Source organism: Nonomuraea typhae (genome assembly GCF_009760925.1).
GTDB classification, from domain to species: Bacteria; Actinomycetota; Actinomycetes; order Streptosporangiales; family Streptosporangiaceae; genus Nonomuraea; species Nonomuraea typhae.
This window is the reverse complement of record NZ_VRLV01000002.1, coordinates 1,070,887-1,087,564: the sequence shown is the minus strand read 5'-3', so window position 1 is coordinate 1,087,564 and position 16,678 is coordinate 1,070,887. Positions and strand designations below refer to the sequence as shown.

Here is a 16,678-nt window from a genome sequence, read left to right as displayed (position 1 = left end):
AACCCCGCGCAGCCCGTCCGATCATGCTGAACGCATGAGACGATCACTGATCGCGACCGTCGCCGCTCTCGCGGCGGCGCTCTCCCTGAGCACCGTTCCGGCCGCCGCGACCACCGGCGACCTCGACCCGCGTGAGCTGCAGCAGTCGTCGGACGCCGTCCACGCCGCGGGCATGTACGGGTTCTACTCCCAGGCCCGCGCCGGCCACGAGAGGTGGTCGGGCGCGTCGGGTGTCGCCGACGTCCAGACCCGGCGTCCGGTACGGCCCGGCATGCCGCACCGGATCGGCAGCATCACCAAGACCTTCGTCTCGGTCGCCATCCTCCAGCAGGTCGAACGCGGCCGGATCGACCTGGACGCCCCCGTGGCCCGCTACCTGCCGGGCCTCATCCCCGGCGAACGCGGCGACAAGGTCACCGTCCGGATGCTGCTCAACCACACCAGCGGCATCGGCGACCACATCGCCGGCATCTTCCCTTCGCTCCTGGAGGGCTCCCCGAAGAGCCTCGACGACAACCGCTTCCGCACCTTCACCTCGGCCGAACTGGTCCGGCACGGCCTGGCCGCCCCCTCGCCCGGCGCGCCGGGATCGCAGCCCGGCTCCTACTCCAACACCAACTACGTGATCGCCGGCCTGGTGCTGCAGAAGGTCACCAGGATGCCGGTCGAGGACTACATCACCCGCTACGTCATCAGGCGGGCGGGCCTGCGAGAGACGGCCTTCCCGCGCTCGCCGTACATCCGGGGTGAGCACTCCAAGGCGTACGAGAACATGTACGGCCTGATCGACCCGCCGAAGGACTACAGCGTCTACGACATGTCGTGGGCCGGGGTGGCGGGCAACCTGGTCTCGACCATGGACGACCTCAACACCTTCTACCGGGCCCTGCTGCGGGGCAAGCTGGTCGGCGGCGCGTCGCTGGCGGAGATGCGGCGCACCGTCAAGATCTCGGTGGGCGGCTTCGTCATGGACTACGGGCTCGGCCTCTACCCGCTCGAGCTGCCCTGCGGCCGCTTCTGGGGTCACGACGGCGGCGTGTTCGGGATGGGCACCCAGTCACTGATCAGCGAGGACGGCCGGCGCGAGCTCTCCTTCGGCATGAACCTCATGAAGTACCAGCGCTTTGACGAGAACGGGCAGATGCTGCCCAACGACATCGATCCCGCCGTGTTCAGGTTCCTGATGACGGCGGCCTGCGGTGGTACGGCGGCGCCGAGCCTCAAGGCGGCTCCGTCGATCCCCCTGCTGCCCACCTCGCGTTCCCTCGCGGGAATCCGCTGACCAGATGCAGAGATGGTGTGGCTATTGTGCCTGAGTGAGCGCAATCTTCCGCCTATGTGAGCAGTACATCCTGAAAGCGGCCGCCCTCGACCCGGTCGAGGCCGTCTACCTGGGCCTCGCCGGCGACTTCGGGGCGGCCACCGACTACAGCCCCGACGGCCACGAGGCCCGGCACGAACTGGTCCAGCACACGCTGGCCGAGCTGAGCCGCCTGGCCCCGGAAACCGGCACCGACCGCAGGGCCGCCGCCCACCTGCGCGAACGACTCGAGGCCCAGGCCGCCGTCCACACGATCGGCGAGCCGTACCGGGAGGTCAGCTCGCCCTTCGGGCTGATCACCGCGATCAGGGACAGCATCGACCTGCTGCCGCGCGGCACCGAGGAGCACTGGCGGGAGATCGCGGTCCGGCTGGCCGCCATCCCGGGCATGCTGGCCGGCTGGCGCACCACGCTCGACGCCGGCCTCGGCCGCGGGCTGCGGGCGGCGCGGCGGCAGGCGCTCGGCGCCGCCGACCAGGCCGAGCGGCTGGCCGGCACCCACGACGAGCTGATCGCCGGCCACGGCGACGGGCCGGCCGCCGCCGAGCTCGCCGAGGCCGCGCGGGCCGCCTACCGCGGCTACGCCGAGATCGCGCGCTACCTGCGCGAGGAGTACGCGCCCCGGGCCGACGAGCGGGATGCGGTCGGCGCCGAGCGCTACGCCGTGGCCGCCCGGCTGCAGCTCGGCGAGGAGATCGACCTGCACGACGCCTACCAGTGGGGCTGGGCCGAACTGGAGCGCATCGAGGCCGAGATGGCCGCCGAGGCCCGCGCCATCCTGCCCGGCGCCACCGTGAGCGAGGCCATCGCCCACCTCGACTCCACCCAGTACGTGGTCGGCCCCGACGCCTACCTCGCCTGGCTGGAGCAGGAGCACGAGCGGGCCGTCGCCGCGCTCAACGGCGTCGCCTTCGACATCCCGGAAGCGCTGCGCACCGTGGACGTGGTGCTCGCGCCCGGCTCCACCTCGGGCGCGCCGTACTACACCCAGCCCAGCGAGGACCTCACCCGGCCCGGGCGCACCTGGTGGCCGCTCGGCGGACGGGAGAAGTTCGCCACGTGGAGCGACTTCACCACCGTCTTCCACGAGGGCGTGCCGGGACACCACCTGCAGCTCGGCGCGGTCGCCGTCGCCGGTGACAAGCTCTCGCGGCACGCGAAGATGTCCTGGGTCGGCGGCCACGGCGAGGGCTGGGCCCTCTACGCCGAGCGGCTGGCCGACGAACTGGGCTGGCTCAGCGCACCCGGCGCCAGGCTGGGCATGCTGGCCGCCTCCGCGCTGCGCGCCGCCCGCGTGGTCATCGACATCGGCGTCCACCTGGAACTGCCGCTGCCGGACGGCTCGCGCTGGACGTTCGAGAAGGCGTGCGAGGTGCTGCGCGACCGCGGCCGGGCCGAGGCGCACCAGGTCAACCCCGAGGTGCTGCGCTACTTCGGCTGGCCCGGCCAGGCGATCTGCTACAAGCTCGGCGAGCGCGCCTGGATGGAGGCACGGGCCGAGGCGCAGGCCAGGCCCGGCTTCGACCTGAAGACCTGGCACACCGCCGCGCTCGACCTCGGCCCGATGGGGCTGGGCACCATGCGCGAGGAACTGGCCCGCATCTAGGGGGCGCCATGCGCGAGGAACCGGCCCGCATCCAGCGGCGCCTTGCGCGCGGAACCGGCCCGTATCTAGGGGGCTCCCTGCGCAAGAATCGGCCCGCATGTAGGCGGTCCGGGCAGCAGTACGGCTCGCGCCCCAGGGGGGAGGGCGCGAGCCGTACGGGCCGGTGGGGCTTGCCTTCTAGCGCAGTTCGCGCTTGAGGATCTTGCCGGAGGCGGTCATCGGCAGCTCGTCGCGGAACTCGATGATCCGCGGGTACTTGTAGGCCGCCATGTTCTCCTTGGACCAGCCGATGAGCTCGTCCTCGGTGACCGACGACCCGGCGGTGCGGATGACGTACGCCTTGATCTCCTCGCCGTGCGACTCGTGCGCGATGCCGAGCACGGCCACCAGCGAGACGTCCGGGTGGCTCATGAGGACCTCTTCGACCTCGCGCGGGTAGACGTTGAAGCCACCCCGGATGATCATGTCCTTGGCCCGGTCGAAGATCGAGTAGTAGCCGTCGGCGTCGCGGGTGGCGATGTCGCCGGTGCGGAACCAGCCGTCGTTCATGACCTCGGCCGTGGCCTCGGGCCGGTTGTAGTAGCCCTTCATGATGTTGTGGCCGCGGATGGCGATCTCGCCCGGGCCCTCGCCCTCGACCGTGTTCCACTCGGCGTCGACGAGCTTCATCTCCACCCCCCAGATCGGGGTGCCGATCGTGCCCGGCTTGGTCGGCCGGCCGAGCTGGTTGAAGCTGGCCACCGGCGAGGTCTCCGACAGGCCGTAGCCCTCGAGGATGCCGAAGCCGAAGGTCTTCTCGAAGTCGTTGAGCACCTCGACCGGCGAGGCGGCGCCGCCCGCGACGGCCACCTTCAGCGACGACGGCGGCTCGGCGCCCTCGGCGTGGATCTTCGTCAGCAGGCCCCAGTACATCGTCGGCACGCCCGCGAAGAACGTCACGCCCTCCTTGCCCATGAGCGCCAGCGCGTCACCCGCCTCGAACCGCGGTAGCAGCACGACCGTCGAGCCGCGCAGGAACCCGGTGTTCTGGATGACCGTCTGGCCGAAGGAGTGGAACAGCGGCAGCACGCCCAGGTAGACGTCGCCGCCGTCGGTCCTGGGGAACATCTTGTCGGAGACCATGGCGTTGAGCAGCATGTTCTGGTGGCTCAGCTCGGCGCCCTTGGGCTGGCCCGTGGTGCCCGAGGTGTAGAGGATCACCGCGGTGTCGTCCGGCGCGGTCTGCACGGTGGCGAACTCGCTGGACATCCCGCCCAGCGCCGCCCAGATGGACTCGCCGTGTTCCGACTCGGTGGCCAGCGCGGTGGCCGGCAGCACGAAGAAGTGCTCGCAGCCCTCCGCCGCCTCGAACCCGGCCTTGCCCCGCGCGCCCAGCGGCAGCTCGGGCGTCCCCTCGAAGCAGAACAACGCCTTGGCGTCGCTGTCGTCGAGGTGGTAGGCGATCTCCCTGCCCTGGAGCAGCACGCTCAGCGGCACCACGGTGGCGCCCGCCTTGAGGATGCCGAAATAGACGAACGGGAAGTACGGCAGGTTCGGACAGGCCAGCGCGACCTTGTCACCCTTCCCGATTCCGCGCGAGACCAGCAGGTTCGCCACCTGGTTGGCCACTGAGTCGATCATCGAGTACGGCAGGCGCATATCGCCGAAGACGATGGCCGTCTTGTCCGGAGCGTTCCTTGCGCTGTCCTCCAGGACAATCGACAGGTTGAGCATGGAGAGCCTTCCTCCTCTGTACCGGCTTGGCGCCATCTAAGCAGCCGAGGCATACCAACCGGTAGGTAACTGAGGTTACAACTGCATATGGACGTGATCTTTCTCGTGGCGTATGCAAGTACCAAGTTACTCACGCCACGGAGGGGGCCATGGAGTACGACTACGTGATCGTCGGAGCGGGGTCGGCGGGATGTGTGCTGGCCAACAGGCTGTCGGCGGACACGGCGGTGACCGTGGCCCTGGTCGAGGCCGGCGGGCAGGACGACAAGCTGGAGATCCGGATGCCCGCCGGGTTCAAGGCGCTGTTCAAGACCGAGTACGACTGGAACTACACCACCGTCAAGCAGGCCGAACTGGCCGGGCGCGAGCTCTACTGGCCGCGCGGGCGGGTCATCGGCGGCTCCTCCTCGCTCAACGCCCAGATGTGGGTGCGCGGCTGCGCCGCAGACTACGACCAATGGGGCGTCCCCGGCTGGCGGTACGACGACGTCCTGCCGTACTTCAAGAAGGCCGAGCACCGCGTCGGCAGCAACAACGGCGGCGTGTACGGCACCGCCGGCCCTTTGCACGTCTCGGAGCTGCGCAGCCCCAACGTGACCACCGCGGCCTTCCTCAAGGCGTGCCAGGAACTCGGCATGCACCGCCTCGGCGAACTCAACGAACGCAGCAACGAGGGCTACAGCCCCACCCCGGTCACCCAGGACCGCGGGCGCCGCTGGAGCTCGGCGGACGCCTATCTGCGCCCGGCGCTCAAACGGCCCAACCTGACCGTGCTCACCGGCGCCACCGTGGACCGCGTGCTGTTCGAGGGGAGACGGGCCGTCGGCATCGAGCACGGCGGCATCCGGGTGCTGGCCAGGAAGGAGGTCATCCTGTCGGCCGGGGCGATCGGCTCGCCGTACCTGCTCATGCGGTCGGGCGTGGGCGCGGCCGACGAGCTGCGCGAGGCCGGCGTCGAGCTCGTGCACGACCTGCCCGAGGTCGGCAAGAACCTCCAGGACCACCTGTCCACCGGCGTCTACGTCGAGTGCCTGCAGCCGGTCACGCTGGTCAAGGCCGAGTCGCTGGTGCAGCTGGCCCGCTACATCGTGCTGCGCTCCGGCATGCTCACCACGAACGTGGGCGAAGCGGTCGCCTTCCTCAAGACCTCACCGGCCGAGCCCGCCCCGGACATCGAGCTGATCTTCGCGCCGGGGCCGTTCATCGACCACGGCCTCACCCCGCCGGCCGGGCACGGGCTGACCGTCGGCGTCGTCCTGCTGCAGCCGGAAAGCCGCGGGCGCATCGCGCTGAGCGGGCGCGAGGTGGCCATCGACCCCGGCTACCTCGCCCACGAGGCCGACGTGAAACGGCTGGTCGCCGGGCTGAAGGCGGCCAAGCAGGTGTTCACCACCACGGCCATGAAGCCCTACGCGGGCGGGCCCATGGCGCCTTACTGGGCGCCCGAGAGCGACGAGGAACTCGCCCAATGGGTGCGTGACCGGGCCGAAACGCTCTACCACCCGGTCGGCAGCTGCCGGATGGGCGCGGACGCCGGCTCCGTCGTCGACCCCGAGCTGCGGGTGCGCGGCGTCGACGGGCTGCGGGTGGTGGACGTGTCGATCATGCCGACGCTCAACCGCGGGCACACCCACGCGCCCGCGGTCATGATCGGGGAGAAGGCGGCCGACCTGATCCGTCAACCCTCCCGGCACGGCGCCGCGTAGCCGCCGCCGGAGACGTACCGGGCCCACTCACCGGCGCTGAGAGGAGAGGGGTCCAGCGCGCAGATGCGCTGGGCCACCGGCTCGGGGGAGAGCGCCCAGCGGCGCAGTTCGCCGCCGTCGTCCGCCGAGACCAGGGCGCCGCCGGGCAGGAAACGCAGGGCGTTGCCCCGCGTCTGCCAGATCGCCTGGAGCCGGCCGTCCTGCCAGATCCGCAGGGACCGGTCGGCGCCGATCGTGGCGATCCTGCCGCTCGCGGGGTCGAAGGAGACGTTCCTGACGATGCCGGTATGGCCCGTGAGCCGGGTGGCGGGGGTGGCGCGCGGGTCGGCGAGGTCCCAGATCAGGACGGCGCCGTCATGGCCCGCGCCGGCCAGGTAGCGGCCGTCGGGATGCCAGTCCAGGTCGTCGGAGTAGCCGATGTGGCCGGTGAGGACCCTGAGCCGCCTGGGCGCGCCGGGGCGGCTGATGTCCCAGACCTGGACGTTGCCGTCGCCGTCGCCGACGGCCAGCCTGCCCTCCCGGATCACCACGTCGGTGACGCCCTGGATGCCCTGGAGACGACCCAGTGGTGCGCCGGTCGCCGGGTCCCACAGCAGGACCTGGCCGTCCTCGCAGACGCTCGCGCCGACCCGGCCGTCCGGGCTCAGCGCGACTCCGGCCACGTTGGTGCCGTGCCCGGTGAACCGGCGCAGCAGGTGCGGGCCGCCCGGCCGGGTGGTGTCCCAGATGCCGACCGAGTCGTCGTCGCTCGCCGACGCCATCAGCCCCGGCGCCAGGGCCACGTTGTTGACCGCGCCGTCGTGCTCGCGGGCCGTGCCCAGCAGGGCCCCGTCGAGACTCCACAGGCCCACCTGGCCGTCCTCGTCGCCGGTGGCCATGACCTGCCGGCCGGTGGCCATCGCCAAGATCTCGGAGGTGTGCGGCCGCGCGGCGGGCAGCCGCGACCAGCGGTACACGGTGCCGCCGGTGATCCCGGTCAGCAGGCTGCCGTCGCCGGGGACGAACGCCAGGGCGCGCACCTCCGCCGGATGGACGAGGTCGGTCAGCAGGCGGCCGTCGGGGACGCTCCACAGGCGGACGCCGGGGCCGGTCGTCCCCGCGGCCACGGTCCTGCCGTCGGGGCTGAAATCCAGGGAGTAGATGAAGCCGGTCGTGGCCAGGTCCGTCCGTTTCCCTGACGCGAGCTCGACCAGCCACGCCTTGTTCTGCCTCGCGGCGGCGACCCACTTGCCGTCCGGGCTCAGGGCCGCGAGCGCGGAATCCTGGTCGGTGTCGACCGGCCCCTCGGAGGTCATCTCCATGACCCGGTTGCCCTGCGGGCTGCGCTCCGGGGTGGCGCCCTTCCAGACCAGCAGCTCGCCGTTGGCGACGACCGCCAGAGCGGGCCCGGAAAAGCCCGCGAAGGAGATGCCCGGCACCTTGTGCGTGGCCACGGGGGCCGCGAGGTTCGCCAGCGACCAGTGCCGGACACCCGACATCCCCGCCACCGCCACGGCCTGCCCGTCACCCCTGAAGCCCGCGTAGGTCACCGCTCCGAGATCCCACGGCAGGCGCACGGCCTCCTGCCCCGCGCGGCGCAGCCACACCTCCTGAGCCGAGTCACCGGTGACGACGGACCTGCCGTCCCGGCTGGCGGCCAGCACCGTGATCCGGCCCGAGCCCGCGCTCTCCCTGGAAGCCTCGGGGAAGCCGCTGGAGCCGAGCAGCGCGCCCAGCGACTCGGGGGTCTCGGCGCGCCGCCAAGCCGCCACGCTGAGGCCGGCGGCCAGCGGCGCGTCGTTGGCGCGCAGGGAGTTCGCGGCGGTGGCCACCTGCTGGGAGATGACCTCGTCACGCTCGATCCGGGCTTCACGTATCTGCCAGGCGACCCCGCTGGCCGTCATGGCGGCCGCGACCGCCAGCGCGGTGACGGCCACCGCGCGACGGCGCTGCTTCCGGGCGCCGCGCCGCTCCTCATGCTCGCCCGCCCGCAGGAACTCGGCCTCGACCGGGTCCAGCTCGTCCGGATGCGTCCCCGCCCATTCGCGGGCCAGCGCCAGGGAGGCGCCCCGGTAGGTGAACGACGGATCGCGCCCGGCCTGCTGCCACGCCTCGGCCGCCGCCCCGAGCCGCCGCCTGGCCTGCAGCCCGGCCCGGTCGGTCTCGATCCAGTCGCGCAGCCGCGGCCACGCGCCCAGCAGGGCCTCGTGGGTGATCGACACGCCGGCCGCGTCCACGGTCAGCAGCCGGGCCGCGACCAGGGCGTCCAGGACGGGACGTTGCTCGGCCGGCAACCGGGCCAGCGGCAGCCGCAGCCGGCTCCGGCCGCCGTCGGGGTCCAGCCGTACCAGGCGCGGCAGCAGCCTCCTGGCCACCTCGCGGCCTTGGGCGTCGAAGGCGGCGTAGACGTCCTCGGCCGTGGTGGTGACGGCGCCCCGGATCCCGCCCGTGCGGTGGTACCCGGCCACGGTCAGCGCCCCGTCCTCCCGCTGCTGCCAGAGGGCGCGCAGCGCGTGGGCCAGGAGCGGCAACGGCTCCGCCGCACACGCACCGCTGCCGCGCAGGGGCTCGGGCTCAATGCGGCCGATCTCGCGCGCACCTGCACCGGGTACGGCGGAGCCGCCTGCGGACGGCGGTTCGGCCGGGGCGGCCGCGCCGTCCCGGTGGAGGCCGAGGTCGCGGAGCAGCAGTTCGACCAGCCCCGGCTCCAGGCGGAGTCCGGCCGCGGCGGCGGGCTGGACGATGGCGGCGCGCAGCTGGGTCTCGCTCATGGGCGGCAGGGCGAGCTGGCCCCCGCGCAGGGCCGCGACGAGCTCCGGATAGGCCAGCAGGTGGCCGTAGTAGTCGGCCCGCACACCCAGCACCACCAGCGCCCGGCCGGAGGCGGCCAGGTCGCTGAGGGTGCGGACGAACTGCTCACGTTCCCCGCCTGCGGGGCAGAGCGTGAACGTCTCCTCGAACTGGTCGGCCACCAGCACCGCCTTCGGGGCCCGGAGGCCGGCGAGGATGCCGGTGAGCCGCTCCATGGGCCGGGCGGTCGGGGTGAACAGGGTCACCGGCCACTCGCTGGACCCGGCCCTGGGCAGCGCGCCGCGGGCCAGCGCGGGGAGCAGTCCGGCGCCGAGCAGCGAGGACTTGCCCGCTCCCGACGGCGCCACCACGATCAGGGGGCCGCCGCCGTCCATCCGGGAGGCGAGCCGCATGGTGAGCTCGGCGGTGGCCTCGTCCCGGCCGAAGTACCACTGGGCGCTGCCCGGCCCGAACGCGTCCAGGCCCGGGTAGGGGCACTCGCCTCCGGCGGGCTTGGCCGGCGCCAGCCGTACCAGGGCGCCGTCGGCGCCGAGCGCGCGGTCGCAGGCGTGCGCGAGCTCGGGCGTGGGCCGTTTGTCACTGTTCTCGATCTTGCTCAGGTAGCCCTTGCTGTAGTGCACGAGCTCGGCGAGCCTGGCCAGGGAGATGCCGCGAAGGGTGCGCCACTTGCGAAGCTCGCCACCGAACGCCGGACGTTGCCCATCCATTGCACTGATCGTAGTCAGGTCGTTACGCAGAGACAGGGGAATCGGTGACGTCTTGACGTAAGTGATTGCTTGCACAACGCTGGGAAAGCATGACGGCGACATCCGGCATCGATCTGTCGCAGATACCGTTCTGGGCCCTACCGCAGGCCGAGCGCATGGCGGCCTTCCGCCGGCTGCGCGAGCTGGAGCGGCCCGTGTTCGTCAGGGAGAACCGCGTCCCCTTCATCGGCGGCGGGCCCGGGTACTACGCGCTGGTACGGCACGCCGACGTCACCGAGGCCAGCAGGAACGCGGGCGCGTTCAGCAGTGAGCCGTGCGCCAACAGCATCCCCGACATGCCCCGCTGGCTCGCGGTGTACTTCGGCTCCATGATCAACATGGATGACCCGAGACACGCGCGGTTACGCAGGATCGTCTCCCGCGCGTTCACCCCGCGCATCCTGGCCAAGATGGAGGAGGACCTGGCGCGCGCCGCCGCCGAGATCGTGGACGAGGCGATCAAGGAGGGTCCCGGCGACTTCGTCGAGCAGATCGCCGCCAGACTCCCCGTGCGCGTCATCTGCGACATGATGGGGATCCCGCCGGCATTTCATGCCATGGTGCTGCGGCGGACCAACATCATCCTCGGCAACACCGACGCCGAGTACACCGGCATCGAGCCCGACTTCAAACGCCTGAACGTGGCCCGCGGCCTCCTCAAGCTCCTGCACGCCGGCCGCAGCCTGAACCGCCTGGCCGCCCGCCTCGGCGACCAGCGCCGCAGGGAGCCCACGGGCGACCTGGTCAGCCTCCTGGTCAACGGGGACGAACGCCTCACCCCGCAGGAACTCGGCTCGTTCTTCATCCTCCTCGTCGTGGCCGGCAGCGAGACCACCCGCAACGCCATCGCCTACGGGCTGAAGCTCTTCACCGACCATCCCGGGCAGCGCGAGCACCTCCTGGCCGACTTCGACGGCCGCATCGCCAAGGCGTGCGACGAGATCGTCCGCTATTCCACCCCGGTCATCCAGTTCCGCCGCACGCTCGCCGGTGACCACGAACTGAACGGCGTGCCGTACAAGAAGGGCGACAAAGTCCTGCTCTTCTACAACTCCGCCAACAGGGACGAGGCCGTCTTCACCGACCCCGACGCCTTCGACATCACGCGCGACCCCAACCCGCACGTCGGCTTCGGCGGCCCCGGACCGCACTACTGCCTCGGCGCGCACCTGGCCAAGAGGGAGATGACCGTGATGTTCCGCGAGTTGTTCACCCGGCTCCCGGCCATCAGGGCAGAGGGGGAGCCGGACTTCCTGCTGTCGAACTTCATCAACGGGATCAAGCACCTGCGCTACTCGGTATGACGGTCGGACGCGCTCCTGCGGACTGATCGACGCTCGGAGCGCCGGCCGGCCCGCAGCAGCCCGGTGGCCGGGCAGCGTCGCCGAGCGGCGGAAGGTGCGTCGCCGGCCAGCTCGCGAGCGAGGATTCTCACCAGTTCATAGGGGCGATAGCGGTTGTCCGCGCAGGGCTCCACCAGGTGGGCGTCGAGCAGCCGCTCAAGGACCTGGTCCGCTTCGTTCTGCGAGACGCCCAGCAGGGCCGCCACCACGGCGGTGTCGAGCTGCCGCATGGGCGTCAGGCTGACCAGGGACAGGACATGCGCGGCGGCCTGAGCGCGGGGGTCCCCGCTGTGCCGGAGGGCGATGAAGCTCAGCTCCATGCTCCTGCTCAACGAGACCTCGCCGGTCGCCAGCTCACCGAGCCGCCGCCGCTCGTCGGCCAGCCGATCTGCCAGCCTCTGCACGGGCCAGTCCGGGTGGGAGTTGAGCCGCGACGCGGCGATGGACAATGCGAGCGGCAGGTGCTCGCAGAACCCGGCCAGCCGGGCGGTGGCCGGCGGGTGCGCCGCCGCGCGGCCCTCGCCGATGAGGGCGGCCAGCATCGCATAGGAGGTGCCGGCGCCCAGAGGACGGAGCGCGAGGCCGGCGGCTCCGGGGACGGCCGGCAGCCGGTTACGGCTGGTGATCAGCACTCCGCTGGAGGAGCGGCCGGGCAGCAACGGCCGCACGTGAGCCGCGTTCACGGCGTTGTCCAGCAGGATCAGGACCTTGCGGTCGGCCGTCAAAGAACGAAACAGGCTCGAGGCCTCTTCCTCGTCATCGGGCACCTGCACGCCGGGCACGCCCAGCGATCGCAGGAAACGGCCCAGGACCTTGAGGGGACGCTGGGGCTCCATGCCGGGTGTCGAGCCACCGAGGTCCGCATACAGTTGCCCGTCCGGGAACGATGCGGCGACGGTGTTCGCCGCCCGTACGGCCAGCGCCGACTTGCCGGCGCCGGGCGGGCCGTGGACGACCGCCATCGGCCCCGGGCCGTCCGGGCGGCCGGCCGTGAACCATTCACGCAGCGTGGCGAGCTCGTGGCCGCGTCCGACGAAGGCCGGCACGTCCGGGGGCAACTGCCGAGGCGTGGCCGGGATGCCGGACCTCCGGGACGTGGCGGTGCGCGTGCGCGGGCTGAGCGCCGGATCCGCCCGAAGGATCTGGGCCTGTAAGGTGCTCAGCGATGCGCTCGGCTCCATGCCGAGGTCCTCGACCGACCGCGCTCGCAGCCGCTGGAAGGCGGCGAGGGCGTCGGCCTGCCGTCCGGCACGATAGAGCGCGAGCATGAGCTGCGACCAGAGCCGCTCGCGCAGCGGGTGCCGCTCAGCCCATCTCTCCAGCTCGCCGATCGTCTCCGCATGGTGCCCGAGCGTCAGGCGGACGTCGAAGAGTTGCTCCACCGCCAGCAGTCGGCGCTCGTGCAGATGCTTCGCCGCCGTCGCGAGCGCGCCGTCCTCCTGCGCGGTGTCCTGATAGGCGCGCCCTCGCCAGAGGTTCAACGCATGCTCGAAATGCTTGGCGGCGAGCTGCGGATTCTCCCGTCGCCGGGCTTCGGCGCCATCGGTGACCAGCCGGTCGAAGAGCACGGTGTCCAAGTGGTCCGGCGGAATGTCGATCAGGTAGCCGTGCGACCGCGTCCTGACGGGAGGCTGCGCCGGGTCGCCCGCCGAGAGCAGCTTGCGAAGCGTGCATACATACGTTCGCAGGTTCAGGAGCGCCGAGTCGGGCGGATCGGCTCCCCAGAGTTCGTGCGCCAGCGAGTCCACCGAGACGGGATTGTTGGGGCTGGTCAGCAAGAGGGCGAGCAACTGCCGCACCTTCCGGCGGCCGATCCGCACCTCTTTTCCTTCGGACGAGACCACCTGCAAAGACCCCAGCAGCCGAAACCGCATCCCCTTGACCCCGCTCATGACGTCACCTGCGTGCACCCTTGGAATCGGTCGCCCTTCTGAAACGTGCTCCCCACCGGAAAATAACCAAATATCCTTTCGATGATGGGAATTCAGGCGCGGGCCACGTTACGCGACTTTGTCTCCCAAGGCATGATCATCTCACTTCTACCCTCTCACCGGCTGTCCGCTTTGACAAGCGGATACGGCAGTGTATGCGGCGTGAATCTCACGTGTATGCGGGCCGGTCCGATACCGCGTAGCGTCGCCGCTGGATCGTTTCCCGAAGGAGGTGGAATATGGTCGGTTTCCTGGAGTCGATGGGCGAGCGGCTGGTTCGTCTCGTCGCCCCGTCCGTCACCGCCGACGCCATGGGGTGCACGGACTGGCAATACGATAAGTGCGTCGGCGGCTGCTTCATCCCTTGGCAGAATAAGATCAGATACGTCATGTACTGCGATGGGGAAATCTTCGGCCGGCACAAGTTCGGCGCCTGCGGCGGTTGTGCGGACAGTCCCCACTAATCCACTCCGGGTAAACCCCGGATAGAGATCAGAGCTGCTTTCCCGGCCGGCCGGAGCGCGGCCGGGAAAGCAGCCTGCCCATGGCGGAGGCGGGCCAGAGTGGAATATCTGCTGATCGGCATCCGATGGCTCTTCGGTGTCGTTTTCCTCATGTCCTTCCTGAGTAAGGTCGCCGGCCGGGAGGCGTTCAGGGCGTTCAGGGCGTTCGCGGCCTCGGTCGCCGACCTGGCCGTCGCGCGGTGGGCGGCGCCGGTGGTGATCGTCGCGGAGGCGGCGGTCGCCGTCCTTCTGGCACTGCCCTTCCGGTCCGCCCATCTGGTCGGCCTGGGTGCCGCCGCGGCGCTGCTGACGGCCTTCAGCGCGGGGATCCTGCGATCGCTCGCGCGGGGGGTCCGCGCGCCCTGCCGGTGCTTCGGCCGGTCGCGGACGCCGCTCGGCGCTTGGCACGTGGTGCGCAACTGTGTGCTGACCGCGGTGGCCGCCACCGGCGCCGTGGTGGCGCTGGGATCCGCCTCCGCGGTCGATCTCGGGGGAATGGCCGTGGCAGCGGTCGCCGGTCTCGTTCTGGGCGGGCTGGTTTCCCGGCTGGAGGCCATTGCTGATCTCTTCCGCTCCACCGACGTAGGCATCGAAGCAAGGAGGGCGCATGTCCGTTCTATCGGCGGCAGTGGTACTCGTGGGGGCGTTGGGACTGCTCAATCTGATCTTCACTCTCGGGGTGATCAAGCGGTTGCGTGAGCAGTCGGAGCTCCTCCAGGGCGCCCGCGAGTCGCCGGCTCCCGAGGTCGGCACCGAGATCGGCGACTTCACCGCGCGCACCGTGGACGGTGAACCGGTCTCCCGCGCGTCCATCGCGGAGGAGACGCTCGTCGCCTTCTTCTCCCCCGACTGCCGGCCATGCCAGGAGAAGCTTCCGCTGTTCGTCTCGCACGCGGCGACCCTTCCCGCCGGGCGCGTGGGTGCGCTCGCCGTGGTGGTGGGCTTCGACGGCGAGGAGAGCTCGTCCTTCGTGGCCCAGCTCCGTGCCGTCGCACGGGTGGTGACGGAGGGCGCCGCCGGTCCGATGGCCGCGGCTTTCGGAGTCCGCGCCTTTCCGACGATGCTGGCGGTCGCGCCGGATCACTCCGGGCGACTGGTCGTGGCGAGCGGTGATCTCGAGGTGACGCAGACCGTTCTGGCGGTGGGATGAGGCGGCCCGACGGCATGGCACCGCCTCGGGAGAAGGGCGCCGCGGGCACCGTCCGCGGGTTGGCCTCCTCCTTGTCGCTGATGGGCGGCGCCGCACCGTGGCTGCTGGCGGGCTGCGTCGTCGCCGCCGTCGCGATGGGCACGCTGCCGGTGCTCACCGCCTGGGCGACCAAGACCGTGCTCGACCTGCTGGTCGCCGGAGCGGCGTTGTCCGCGCTGGTGGGCATGGCCGCGGGGCTGGCGGGCGCGGGGCTCCTCGCCGGCGTCGTCCCCCATGCCGCGCACTACCTGCGGGCGGAGATGGACCGGTCGGTCGGGTTGGTGGCGAAGGATCGCCTGTTCGCCGCGGTGGACCGCCTCGTGGGCCTGGAACGGTTCGAGGACCCCCACTACCTGGACCGGCTGCGCATGGCGCAGCAGGCGGGCGCGTCTTCCCCTGCCATGGTGGCCGACGGCCTGCTCGGCATCGCCCGCTCGACGATCATGCTCATCGGTTTCCTGGGTTCCCTGCTCCTCCTCGCCCCCGTCATGGTCGGCCTGGTCCTGGCGGCAGGTGTCCCGATCCTGATCGGGGAGATCGCGATCGCGCGGCGGCGCGCCCGGGTGTTCTACGCGGTCGGGCCGGCCGAACGACGGGAGATCTTCTACGCGACGCTGCTGTCCAGTGCGGAGGCCGCCAAGGAGATCAGGCTCTTCGACATCGGCGGATTCCTGCGCTCGCGCATGCTGGCGGACCGGCGGGCGGCCAATGCGGCGCAGCAGGCCGTCGACCGCCGGGAGGTGTCGGTGCACGCCGGGCTGAACCTCTTGGCCGTCGTCGTCTCCGGCGCCGGGCTCCTGTGGGCGGTCCACGCGGCTCACCGGGGAACGCTCTCCGTCGGAGACGTCACCATATTCGTGGCCGCGGTCGCGGGTGTGCAGTCCGGCCTGGCCACCCTCGCCGGGGAACTGGCCAGGGCCCATCACGCGCTGCTGCTCTACGACCACTACCTCGCGGCGACCACCGCCGGTCCGGACCTGCCGCGACCGGTGGCGCCCCGGCCCCTGCCGGCGTTGCGGCGCGGCATCGAGCTTCGCGACGTCTGGTTCCGGTACTCCGACGAGCATCCCTGGATCCTGCGCGGAGTGAACCTCACTATCCCGTACGGCCAGGCCGTCGGGCTCGTGGGCGTCAACGGATGCGGCAAGTCGACCCTGGTGAAGCTGCTCTGCCGGTTCTACGACCCCACGCGAGGCGCGATCACGTGGGACGGCGTGGACCTTCGCCAAGTGGACGAGGCCCAGCTCCGGAGCCGGATCACGGCGGTCTTCCAGGACTACATGAACTACGCCATGACCGCCGCCGAGAACATCGGTCTCGGCGACCTCCCCAGTCTCGGCGACCAGGGCCTGATCGAGACCGCGGCTCGCCGGGCCCGGACACACGAGGCGCTCATGGCGCTCCCGCGCGGGTACGAGACGCTGCTGTCGCGCAGCTTCGTCATGGACGCCGAGGAGGGCGGACCCGAGTCCGGTGTGGTCCTGTCCGGCGGGCAGTGGCAGCGGCTCGCCTTGGCCCGCGCGCTCCTGCGCGTCCAGCGCGACCTGCTGATTCTCGACGAGCCTTCCGCGGGGCTGGATGCGGAGGCGGAGTATGAGATTCACCGGTCCCTCAGCCGGCACCAGGCCGGTCTGACGAGGTTGCTCATCTCCCACCGGTTGAGCGCCCTCCGGGACGCCCAGCACATCGTGGTGCTCGCGAACGGGCGCGTGTCGGAGGAAGGGGACCACGCGGCGTTGATGGCCGCCGGGGGAACCTACGCCCGGTTGTTCGGCATTCAGGCGTCCGGCTACCGCGATCCGGCGCCCAGCTCGGCGGTTCTGTAGGAGC

11 protein-coding genes are annotated in these 16,678 nt (G+C 71.3%); 8 read left to right on the top strand and 3 right to left on the bottom strand.

The genetic code is table 11. From position 1 onward, the window contains the following. Window positions 1-34: 34 nt before the first annotated feature. Together FVE25_RS11495 and FVE25_RS11490 are read left to right on the top strand one after the other, a co-directional pair. Entirely contained in the window at window positions 35-1,282 is a 1,248-nt protein-coding gene (locus FVE25_RS11495; RefSeq protein WP_157246388.1) for a serine hydrolase domain-containing protein, read from the top strand. A 34-nt stretch (window positions 1,283-1,316) separates the two neighbouring features. Further along, complete coding sequence (locus FVE25_RS11490; protein WP_157246387.1) at window positions 1,317-2,927, top strand: DUF885 domain-containing protein; 1,611 nt, start codon at window positions 1,317-1,319, stop codon at window positions 2,925-2,927. 177 nt (window positions 2,928-3,104) lie between these two features. On the opposite strand, the gene FVE25_RS11485 is transcribed toward FVE25_RS11490, so the two are convergent. Then, window positions 3,105-4,640 (bottom strand): long-chain-fatty-acid--CoA ligase, encoded by a 1,536-nt coding sequence (locus FVE25_RS11485; protein ID WP_157246386.1) that lies wholly within the window; start codon window positions 4,638-4,640, stop codon window positions 3,105-3,107. A 149-nt stretch (window positions 4,641-4,789) separates the two neighbouring features. On the opposite strand from FVE25_RS11485, the gene FVE25_RS11480 reads away from it, so the two are divergent. Beyond that, complete coding sequence (locus tag FVE25_RS11480) at window positions 4,790-6,346, top strand: GMC family oxidoreductase (RefSeq protein ID WP_157246385.1); 1,557 nt, start codon at window positions 4,790-4,792, stop codon at window positions 6,344-6,346. On the opposite strand, the gene FVE25_RS11475 is transcribed toward FVE25_RS11480, so the two are convergent. Beyond that, a complete protein-coding gene (locus FVE25_RS11475) occupies window positions 6,319-9,843 on the bottom strand; it encodes an nSTAND1 domain-containing NTPase (protein WP_181019534.1) in 3,525 nt (1,174 codons plus the stop codon). The two genes, FVE25_RS11480 and FVE25_RS11475, sit on opposite strands and share 28 nt — an antisense overlap. 89 nt (window positions 9,844-9,932) lie before the next feature. On the opposite strand from FVE25_RS11475, the gene FVE25_RS11470 reads away from it, so the two are divergent. After that, on the top strand, window positions 9,933-11,186 hold the full coding sequence (locus FVE25_RS11470) for a cytochrome P450 (protein WP_157246383.1): 1,254 nt from the start codon (window positions 9,933-9,935) through the stop codon (window positions 11,184-11,186). Here the strand turns inward: FVE25_RS11470 and FVE25_RS11465 are convergent. Then, a complete protein-coding gene (locus FVE25_RS11465) occupies window positions 11,174-13,117 on the bottom strand; it encodes an AfsR/SARP family transcriptional regulator (RefSeq protein WP_157246382.1) in 1,944 nt (647 codons plus the stop codon). The genes FVE25_RS11470 and FVE25_RS11465 overlap by 13 nt on opposite strands. 278 nt (window positions 13,118-13,395) lie before the next feature. Here FVE25_RS11465 and FVE25_RS11460 point away from each other — a divergent pair, with 278 nt between their 5' ends. The 4 genes from FVE25_RS11460 (at window position 13,396) to FVE25_RS11445 (ending at window position 16,674) form a co-directional block, all read left to right on the top strand. Further along, complete coding sequence (locus FVE25_RS11460) at window positions 13,396-13,620, top strand: hypothetical protein (RefSeq protein WP_157246381.1); 225 nt, start codon at window positions 13,396-13,398, stop codon at window positions 13,618-13,620. A 99-nt stretch (window positions 13,621-13,719) separates the two neighbouring features. After that, entirely contained in the window at window positions 13,720-14,358 is a 639-nt protein-coding gene (locus FVE25_RS11455; RefSeq protein ID WP_157246380.1) for a MauE/DoxX family redox-associated membrane protein, read from the top strand. Then, entirely contained in the window at window positions 14,339-14,809 is a 471-nt protein-coding gene (locus FVE25_RS11450) for a TlpA family protein disulfide reductase (RefSeq protein ID WP_181019533.1), read from the top strand. The genes FVE25_RS11455 and FVE25_RS11450 overlap by 20 nt, the downstream gene beginning before the upstream one ends. Before the next feature lie 14 nt (window positions 14,810-14,823). Next, complete coding sequence (locus FVE25_RS11445) at window positions 14,824-16,674, top strand: ABC transporter ATP-binding protein (protein WP_157246378.1); 1,851 nt, start codon at window positions 14,824-14,826, stop codon at window positions 16,672-16,674. Window positions 16,675-16,678 lie beyond the last annotated feature (4 nt).

Bases quoted from the DNA above. Each gene is read 5' to 3' on its own strand.
- FVE25_RS11470 (WP_157246383.1), top strand. From the start codon at position 9,933: ATGACGGCGACATCCGGCATCGATCTGTCGCAGATACCGTTCTGGGCC.
- FVE25_RS11495 (WP_157246388.1), top strand. From the start codon at position 35: ATGAGACGATCACTGATCGCGACCGTCGCCGCTCTCGCGGCGGCGCTC.
- FVE25_RS11445 (WP_157246378.1), top strand. From the start codon at position 14,824: ATGGCACCGCCTCGGGAGAAGGGCGCCGCGGGCACCGTCCGCGGGTTG.
- FVE25_RS11475 (WP_181019534.1), bottom strand. From the start codon at position 9,843: ATGGATGGGCAACGTCCGGCGTTCGGTGGCGAGCTTCGCAAGTGGCGC.
- FVE25_RS11460 (WP_157246381.1), top strand. From the start codon at position 13,396: ATGGTCGGTTTCCTGGAGTCGATGGGCGAGCGGCTGGTTCGTCTCGTC.
- FVE25_RS11465 (WP_157246382.1), bottom strand. From the start codon at position 13,117: ATGAGCGGGGTCAAGGGGATGCGGTTTCGGCTGCTGGGGTCTTTGCAG.
- FVE25_RS11485 (WP_157246386.1), bottom strand. From the start codon at position 4,640: ATGCTCAACCTGTCGATTGTCCTGGAGGACAGCGCAAGGAACGCTCCG.
- FVE25_RS11480 (WP_157246385.1), top strand. From the start codon at position 4,790: ATGGAGTACGACTACGTGATCGTCGGAGCGGGGTCGGCGGGATGTGTG.